Annotated in this window: 9 protein-coding genes; 8 read left to right on the plus strand and 1 reads right to left on the minus strand. The window is 76.7% G+C overall.

The features are described 5' to 3' along the window. The first annotated feature begins 32 nt into the window (after positions 1-32). Positions 33-728, plus strand: coding sequence for a response regulator (locus C6N75_RS21665; RefSeq protein WP_105870572.1), 696 nt, complete (start codon positions 33-35; stop codon positions 726-728). A 73-nt stretch (positions 729-801) separates the two neighbouring features. Here C6N75_RS21665 and C6N75_RS21670 read toward each other — a convergent pair whose 3' ends face one another. Then, complete coding sequence (locus C6N75_RS21670) at positions 802-1,902, minus strand: DUF5937 family protein (protein WP_105870573.1); 1,101 nt, start codon at positions 1,900-1,902, stop codon at positions 802-804. 148 nt (positions 1,903-2,050) lie between these two features. Here C6N75_RS21670 and C6N75_RS30850 point away from each other — a divergent pair, with 148 nt between their 5' ends. The 7 genes from C6N75_RS30850 to C6N75_RS21700 form a co-directional block, all read left to right on the plus strand. Beyond that, entirely contained in the window at positions 2,051-2,203 is a 153-nt protein-coding gene (locus C6N75_RS30850) for a hypothetical protein (protein WP_181160566.1), read from the plus strand. A gap of 145 nt (positions 2,204-2,348) precedes the next feature. Continuing rightward, on the plus strand, positions 2,349-3,371 hold the full coding sequence (locus tag C6N75_RS21675; RefSeq protein WP_181160567.1) for a Rossmann-like and DUF2520 domain-containing protein: 1,023 nt from the start codon (positions 2,349-2,351) through the stop codon (positions 3,369-3,371). Further along, positions 3,368-4,447 carry a pantoate--beta-alanine ligase gene (gene panC / locus C6N75_RS21680; protein WP_105870574.1) on the plus strand — a complete coding sequence of 360 codons (1,080 nt, stop codon included), beginning with the start codon at positions 3,368-3,370 and terminating at the stop codon, positions 4,445-4,447. The genes C6N75_RS21675 and panC overlap by 4 nt, the downstream gene beginning before the upstream one ends. Beyond that, a complete protein-coding gene (locus C6N75_RS21685) occupies positions 4,444-6,201 on the plus strand; it encodes an L-aspartate oxidase (protein WP_105870575.1) in 1,758 nt (585 codons plus the stop codon). Before panC ends, C6N75_RS21685 begins: the two co-directional genes overlap by 4 nt. After that, positions 6,198-7,256 carry a carboxylating nicotinate-nucleotide diphosphorylase gene (gene nadC / locus C6N75_RS21690; protein WP_105870576.1) on the plus strand — a complete coding sequence of 353 codons (1,059 nt, stop codon included), beginning with the start codon at positions 6,198-6,200 and terminating at the stop codon, positions 7,254-7,256. The genes C6N75_RS21685 and nadC overlap by 4 nt, the downstream gene beginning before the upstream one ends. Next, entirely contained in the window at positions 7,256-8,062 is an 807-nt protein-coding gene (locus C6N75_RS21695) for a type III pantothenate kinase (RefSeq protein WP_105870577.1), read from the plus strand. Before nadC ends, C6N75_RS21695 begins: the two co-directional genes overlap by 1 nt. A 118-nt stretch (positions 8,063-8,180) precedes the next feature. Further along, a partial coding sequence (locus C6N75_RS21700) for a hypothetical protein (RefSeq protein WP_105870578.1) occupies positions 8,181-8,663 on the plus strand: 483 nt, incomplete at its 3' end.

Here is an 8,663-nt window from a genome sequence, read left to right on the forward strand (position 1 = left end):
CCCCTCCCCCTCCCCGAAGGACCGCTTCCGCCATGCCGATCCGTGTGATGCTCGTCGACGACCAGGCGCTGCTGCGCGCCGGCTTCCGGATGGTGCTCGCCGCCCAGCCGGACATGGAGGTCGTCGCCCAGGCCGGCGACGGCGCGGAGGCCATCGAGATCCTGCGCTCCACCGCCGTGGACGTCGTCCTGATGGACGTGCGCATGCCCAAGCTGGACGGGGTGGAGGCCACCCGGCGCATCTGCGCCCGCCCCGGCGCTCCCAAGGTGCTGATCCTCACCACCTTCGATCTCGACGAGTACGCGTTCTCCGGGCTGAAGGCGGGGGCCAGCGGCTTCATGCTGAAGGACGTCCCGCCCGGCGAGCTGCTGAGCGCCATCCGGGCGGTGCACAGCGGGGACGCGGTGGTCGCGCCCTCCACCACCCGCCGTCTCCTCGACCGCTTCTCGCCGATGCTGCCCGCCTCCGCCGCCGAGCCGCGCAACGCGGCCCTGGACCGGCTGACCGAGCGGGAGCGGGAGGTGATGATGCTGGTCGCGCAGGGCCTGTCGAACGGCGAGATCGCCGGCAGGCTGGTGCTGTCCGAGGCCACCGTGAAGACCCACGTGGGCCGGATCCTCACCAAGCTGGCGCTGCGCGACCGGGTGCAGGTGGTGGTGCTGGCGTACGAGACGGGGCTGGTGCGCGCGGGCGGCGGCGGGTCGCCGGGCGGCGCCGCCGGCTTCTGACACCCGCGTCCGCCGCGGCCGTACCGGGGCCGCGCCCAGGCCGTCCAGGCCGTACCGGTGCCGTACCGGCCGTTCAGCGCAGCACCGTCTCCAGGAAGTCGCTGCCGATCCGGGCGACCGCGGCCACGTCGAGCTGGTGCAGCACGTACCGGCCGCGCCGCCGGGTGCTGATCAGTCCGGCCCGCTTCAGCACCGCCAGGTGGCGGGAGACCTCCGGCGGGGTGATGCCGTAGGTCTCGGCCAGCTCGCCGGTGGTGGACGCGGTCCGGGCCAGCTTGCGGCACAGCCGCATCCGCAGCGGGTGGGCCAGTGCCTCCATCCGGCGCTGGAGCAGCTCGACCGGGGCCGGTCCGGGCAGCTCGGGCGCGCCGACCGGGTAGTGGACGACCGGCCGCCAGCCCTGGGCGTGCAGCACCATCAGATGCGGCCAGCCGAAGCTGCTCGGCACGAAGGAGACGCCCGCGCCGACCGCCGGGTCCACGCCGGTGGAGTGCCCCTCCACCATCTTGTCCGCCACGATCCGGCGGCGCGGGCCGTCCTCCGCCAGGCTCAGCGCGGCGGACACCGAATCCAGCGCCTCGGCCAGGCCCCGGTGCCGCAGGACGTCGGTCTTGTGCCGCACGTCGGCGGCGAGCCCCGGGGCGATCCGGCGCCAGGTGTCCGCGAAGAACGCCTCGTCGCACTCCTCGAACAGCCGCCGCAGCCAGGCGCGCATGCCGGCCGGGTCGTCCAGCAGGCGGCGGGTGAAGTCGAGCTGGTGCGGGCCGTGGCCGGCCGCCAGCTCCAGCGCCCGCGCGGCGGAGAACGGCGCCCCTTCCGCGTACACCGGCGAGCAGGTGAACTCCAGCGCGGCCGCCAGGAAGCGGTCCTCGTCCAGGCGGTCCATCAGGTCCAGGTCCTCGCCGAGGGTGGCACCGGCCCGCCCGTTCGCGCCGGGGATGCCGGCGAACGGCAGGAAGACGTCGGAGAACGTCGTCGTCCACAGGAACGACGCCTCGTGCAGCCTGTCGGCGAGGTCCGGCTTGAGACCGGCGGCGGTGGCGGTGGCCCACCCGGACAGGCCCGGGTGGTGGCCCGGCTCGGCCAGGACGTGCAGGGCGTTGCCCAGTTCGGCGAGCGGCGAGCTCGCGAAGACGATCCGCTCGGGCGGCAGGCCGGTGATGTCGATGGTCACGCTCACGCCCCCATGGTGCGGTGCGCCGCCGCGCCGGCCCCGCCGATTGACGCACCCCGTCAATCGACGCGCCCGTCCGCCCGCGCCGGTTGACGCCGCTGGTCAATCGACGCGCCTCCGGCCGGGCCCCGGTCGCACCCTGGCGGACATGAGCGCCACGCAGCAGCACATGATCGACGCCTACCGGGCCCTCCGCCACGGCACCCCGCCGCCCCCTCCGCCGGGCCGCGCCCGCCTCACGCTCCGAGACCCGGCGGCGGACGCCGGGGCGGACCGCCGGACCGGACAGGGGCGTCCCTAGCGCTCCCGCCGGGAGCGGTAGGGCGGGGGCCTCCCGGCCGCCCGGCCAAGCCCGGACGCCGACCCGAGGGTTGGTGACGCTGGCGTAACATGGCGGGAAATCGTCCGGTACCCCTCGCGGACTGGAACGGAAGGCCGCCGACCGCGTGAACCCATCCAGCCCACCCCCACCTCGTGCGCCGGGCGACGCTCCCGGCGACGTCCGCCCCGCCCGGCTGACCGTCGGCGTTGTGGGCGCCGGCCGGGTCGGGCCCGCGCTGGCCGCCGCGTTGCAGCTCGCCGGGCACCGCCCGGTCGCGGTGTCGGCGGTGTCCGACGCCTCGGTGCGCCGGGCCGGTGAGCTGCTCCCGGACGTGCCGATCGTCGAGCCGGCCGAGGTGCTCGCCCGCGCCGAGCTGGTCCTGCTGACCGTCCCGGACGACGTGCTGCCGGGGCTGGTGCGGGGGCTCGCCGACACCGGCGCGATCCGCCCGGGGCAACTGCTGGTGCACACCTCCGGGCGGTTCGGCGCGGCCGTGCTCGACCCGGCCCGGCGGGCCGGCGCCCTGCCGCTGGCGCTGCACCCGGCGATGACGTTCACCGGCACCTCGGTGGACGTCCAGCGGCTGGCCGGCTGCCCGTTCGGCGCGACCGCCCCCGAGGAGCTGCGGCTCGCCGCCGAGGCCCTGGTCATCGAGATGGGCGGCGAGCCCGAGTGGATCGCCGAGGAGTCCCGCCCGCTCTACCACGCCGCCCTCGCCCTCGGCGCGAACCACCTGGTCACCCTGGTGGCCCAGTCGATGGACCTGCTGCGCACCGCCGGGGTCGCCGCCCCGGACCGGATGCTCGGCCCGCTGCTGGGCGCCGCCCTGGACAACGCCCTGCGCTCCGGGGACGCCGCCCTCACCGGGCCGGTCGCCCGCGGGGACGCCGGCACGGTCGCCGTGCACGTGGCCGAGCTGCGCGAGCACGCCCCGGCGACCGTCCCCGGCTATCTGGCCATGGCCCGGGCCACCGCCGACCGGGCGCTCGCCCACGGGCTGCTCAAGCCGGAACTGGCCGAGGACCTGCTCGGCGTGCTCGGCCGCGCCCCCGAGGACGCGGCGGACGGCACACCGGACGAGCCCGGCCCCGACGACGACGGCGGCGACGGCGACGCCCACGGCAGTGAAGGGGACGGTTCGCGATGAGCCGGCACACCGACCGGGCCGGGCTCGCCCCCGTGCGCACCCGCGCCGAGCTGGACGCGCTGCTCACCGCCGCCGCGCCCCGCGGCCGTACCGCCGTCGTGATGACCATGGGCGCGCTGCACGACGGGCACGCCACCCTGGTGCGCGCCGCCCGCCGGCACGTCGGGCCGGACGGCTTCGTCACCGTCACCGTCTTCGTCAACCCGTTGCAGTTCGGCGCGGGCGAGGACCTGGACCGCTACCCGCGCACCCTGGACGCCGACCTGGCGGTCGCCGCCGAGGCCGGGGCGGACGCGGTGTTCGCGCCCGGCGTGGACGAGGTCTACCCGGGCGGCGAGCCGCAGGTGCGGATCACCGCGGGCCCGATGGGGGAGCGGCTGGAGGGGGCCGCCCGGCCGGGCCACTTCGACGGCATGCTCACCGTCGTGGCCAAGCTGCTCCACCTCACCCGCCCGGACGCGGCGTTCTTCGGGCAGAAGGACGCCCAGCAGCTCGCGCTGATCCGCCGGATGGCGCGCGACCTGAACTTCCCGGTCGAGATCGTCGGCGTACCGACCGTGCGGGAGCCGGACGGGCTGGCGCTGTCCAGCCGCAACCGCTACCTGTCGGCGCCCGAGCGGCGTACCGCGCTCGCCCTGTCCGCCGCGCTGTTCGCCGCCCGCGACCGGCTGGCCGCCCAGTACGCGCTGCGCGAGCGGGCCGGGGCCGCCCCCGCCTCGCTCGGGCGCGCCGAGGCGCTGTCCAAGCTGGGCGAGTCCCGCGCCGCGGCCGACGCCCACGCGGTGGCCGCCGCCGCGCCGGCCGCCGCCGCCGACGCGGTGCGGGCCGCCGCCCGCGCGGTCCTCACCGACGCCGAGCGCGCCGAGCCGGCGCTCGTACTGGACTACCTGGCCCTCGTCGACCCGGCCGACTTCACCGAGGTCCCCGGCGACCACGCCGGCCCGGCGATCCTGGCGCTGGCCGCCCGGGTCGGGACCACCCGCCTGATCGACAACCTTCCGCTCGCCTTCGAGGGGGCCGCACCGGCGGCCCGAGACGGCGAGGCCGCCCCCGCAGCACCCGGAGCGTCCACATGACCGGCACCGGCATACGCCTGAACGCCCCCGCCCCCGGCTGGGCCATCGAGGCCGACGTGGTCGTGGTCGGCTCCGGGGTCGCCGGCCTCACCGCCGCGCTGCGCTGCACGGCCGCCGGACTGCGCACGGTCGTGGTCACCAAGGCGCGGCTGGACGACGGCTCCACCCGCTGGGCCCAGGGCGGCATCGCCGCCGCGCTGGGGGAGGGCGACACCCCGGACCAGCACGAGGCGGACACCCTGGTCGCCGGCGCCGGGCTCTGCGACGAGCAGGCGGTGCGGGCGCTGGTCACCGAGGGCCCGGACGCGGTGCGCCGGCTGATCGAGACCGGCGCCCGGTTCGACACCTCGCCCGAGACCGGGGCCATCGCGCTGACCCGCGAGGGCGGCCACCACCGCCGCCGGATCGCGCACGCCGGCGGCGACGCCACCGGCGCGGAGATCTCCCGCGCCCTGGTCGACGCGGTCCGCGCCCAGGCCGTCGACACCGTCGAGAACGCGCTCGTGCTGGACCTGCTCACCGACGCCGAGGGGCGCACCGCCGGCGTCACCCTGCACGTCATGGGCGAGGGGCAGCACGACGGCGTCGGCGCGGTGCACGCCCCGGCGGTCGTGCTGGCCACCGGCGGCATGGGCCAGGTCTTCTCCGCCACCACCAACCCGGGCGTCTCCACCGGCGACGGCGTCGCCCTCGCGCTGCGGGCCGGGGCCGAGGTCAGCGACCTGGAGTTCGTGCAGTTCCACCCCACGGTGCTCTTCCTCGGCCCGGACGCCGAGGGCCAGCAGCCGCTGGTGTCCGAGGCGGTACGGGGCGAGGGCGCGCACCTGGTCGACGCGGACGGCGTCCGGTTCATGGTCGGGCAGCACGAGCTGGCCGAGCTGGCCCCCCGGGACATCGTCGCCAAGGGCATCATGCGCCGGATGCGGGAGACCGGCGCCGCCCACATGTACCTCGACGCTCGGCACTTCGGGCCCGAGATGTGGGCCGCCCGCTTCCCCACCATCCTGGCCGCCTGCCGGGAGCACGGCATCGACCCGGTGACCCAGCCGGTCCCGGTCGCCCCCGCCGCGCACTACGCCTCCGGCGGGGTCCGCACCGACCTGCACGGCCGCACCACCGTCTCCGGCCTGTACGCCTGCGGCGAGGTCGCCTGCACCGGCGTGCACGGGGCCAACCGGCTGGCCTCCAACTCCCTCCTGGAGGGCCTGGTCTTCGCCGAGCGGATCGCCGAGAGCATCGCCGGGGACCTCGGCGGGCGGACGGCGGGCGCCCCCGCCCCGCACCCGGCGCCCCGGGTGCTGCCGCTGCTGGACCCCGCCCTGCGCCTGCGCGTCCAGCAGGCGATGACCGCCGGCGCCGGGGTGCTGCGCTCGGCCGCCAGCCTGGCCGAGGCCGCCGCACTGCTGGACGCCCTGCGCACCGACCCCGTCGCCGACGACGCCGCCCCGGACGGCCCGGCCGCCGAGGCCGGTGTCGACGCCAAGGCCGCCGAGCCGGGTGTCGACGCCTGGGAGACCACCAACCTGCTGTGCGTGGCCCGCGCGCTGGTCGCCGCCGCCAGGCTGCGCGAGGAGACCCGCGGCTGCCACTGGCGCGAGGACCACTCCGAGCGGGACGACGACCGCTGGCGCCGCCACCTCGTCGTACGCCTCGACCCGGACCGCACCCTGGACGTGACGCCCACCGCCACCCAGGATTTCCCCCCGACGACCCCCGTCGCCGCCGACACCGCCCCCAGGGAGCCGCAACCGTGAGCACGCCCGACGAACGTCCGCAGCCCGTGGACGTCCCTCTGATCAGCATCGGCGCCCCCGCCGCCGCCCAGGGCTGCGGTGACGGCTGCGGCTGCGGCGGCGCGGAGGGCGAGGAGGCGTACGAGTGCGGGCTCGACCCCGCGCTCGCCGCACTCCTGGTGAACGCCGGACTCGACCCCGTCCTCGTCGAGGACGTCGCCTACCGCGCCGTCGAGGAGGACCTCGACGGCGGGGTGGACGTCACCTCCGCCGCCACCGTCCCCGAGGACGCCGTGGCCACCGGCGACTTCACCGCCCGGGAGGCCGGCACCGTCTCCGGCATCCACGTCGCCGAGGCGATCCTCTCCGTCGTGTGCACCGAGGAGTTCGCCGTCGAGCGGCACGTCGCCGACGGCGACCGGGTCGAGGCCGGGCAGAAGCTGCTGTCGGTCACCACCCGCACCCGCGACCTGCTCACCGGCGAACGCAGCGCGCTCAACGTGCTGTGCCGGCTCTCCGGCATCGCCACCGCCACCCGCGCCTGGGCCGACGCCCTCGAAGGCCACCGGGCGAAGGTCCGCGACACCCGCAAGACCACCCCCGGGCTGCGCGCGCTGGAGAAGTACGCGGTGCGCTGCGGCGGCGGCGTCAACCACCGGATGTCGCTGTCCGACGCGGCCCTGGTCAAGGACAACCACGTCGTCGCCGCCGGCGGCGTCGCCCCCGCCTTCAAGGCGGTCCGCGCGGCCTTCCCCGAGCTGCCGATCGAGGTCGAGGTGGACACCCTGCACCAGGTCCGCGAGGTGCTGGAGGCGGGCGCCGACCTGATCCTGCTGGACAACTTCACCCCGGCCGAGACCGCCGAGGCCGTCACCCTGGTCGCCGGGCGGGCCGTGCTGGAGTCCTCCGGCCGGCTCACCCTGGACAACGCCGCCGCCTACGCCGCCACCGGCGTGGACTACCTGGCCGTGGGCGCGCTCACCCACTCCTCGCCGATCCTCGACATCGGCCTCGACCTGCGCGAGGCCGACGCCGAGGCGGACGGCCTCACCGACGCCGGAGCGGACCAGTCCTGATGCTGCTGACCATCGACGCGGGCAACACGCACACCGTGCTCGGGCTGTTCGACGGGGAGGAGATCGTCGAGCACTGGCGGGTCTCCACCGACCCGCGCCGCACCGCCGACGAGCTGGCGGTCCTCTTCCAGGGCCTGATGGGCATGCACCCGCTGCTCGGCGACGAGCTGGGCGACGGCATCGAGGGCATCGCGATCTGCTCCACGGTGCCCTCGGTCCGGCACGAGCTGCGCGAGGTCACCCGCCGCTACTACGGCGACGTCCCGGCCGTCCTGGTGGAGCCGGGCGTCAAGACCGGCGTGCCGATCCTGATGGACAACCCCAAGGAGGTCGGCGCGGACCGCATCGTCAACTCCGTCGCCGCCGCCGAGCTGTACGGCGGCCCGGCGATCGTCGTCGACTTCGGCACGGCCACCACCTTCGACCCGATCAGCGCCCGCGGCGAGTACATCGGCGGCGTCATCGCCCCCGGCATCGAGATCTCGGTGGAGGCGCTGGGCGCCCGCGGCGCGCAGCTGCGCAAGATCGAGCTGGTCCGTCCGCGCAGCGTGATCGGCAAGAACACCGTCGAGGCCATGCAGGCCGGCATCGTGTACGGGTTCGCCGGGCAGGTCGACGGGATCGTGCGGCGGATGAAGCGCGAGCTGGTCGGCCCGCACGGCGACCCGGACGACGTCACCGTCATCGCCACCGGCGGCCTGGCCCCGATGGTGCTGGGCGAGGCCGAGGAGATCGACGAGCACGAGCCCTGGCTCACCCTCATCGGCCTCCGCCTGGTCTACGAGCGCAACGTCTCCCGCATGTAGGGCCGGGCCCCGGGCCCCGCCCGCGGGCAACGCGCCCTCTGATGTCGCAGTTCAGCCGGTTCGTCACCGCCGCGCGTATCGTCGGCCCATGCCGACCCCCCATGGAACCCGCGGCGGCCTGGCGTTCGCACCGGAGGAGCTGCGTGTGCTCCGCCGGGCGCTCGCGCAAGCCCTCCACCCCGCCCCGCTGGCCGACACCGACGTGCAGGACTGCCTCCGCCTCGCCGGCTCCGTGGACGAGGCGGTACGGGAGGCCGGGCGGCAGCGGACCTTCCTGCTGGCCGACCTGGCCCGCTACCGCGCCGCCCTGCCCGGCGCGGCGGCCGGCTACCTGGAGCTGCTCGACGAGGCGCTGGGCGCCGGCCACGAGCCCGGCGCCGAGGACCTGGCCGCCCTGCGCGGCCTGCCGTGCCTGCCCGAGGCCGCCGCCCTGCTGCACCGCTGCCGGCTGCTCGCCGAGCGCTCGCTGCGGGCCCGCCTGGCCGGCCGCTCGCTGCCGCCCGGCCCCCGCTCCCCGCTGCACGCCCTGCCCGGCGGCCGCGCCGCCGCCGGGGAGGACGGCGGGGAGCAGACGCCGCGGCCGGCCCCGGCCACCCCGCGG

The sequence above is a fragment of the Streptomyces solincola genome (assembly GCF_002982015.1).
GTDB lineage: Bacteria > Actinomycetota > Actinomycetes > Streptomycetales > Streptomycetaceae > Streptomyces > Streptomyces solincola.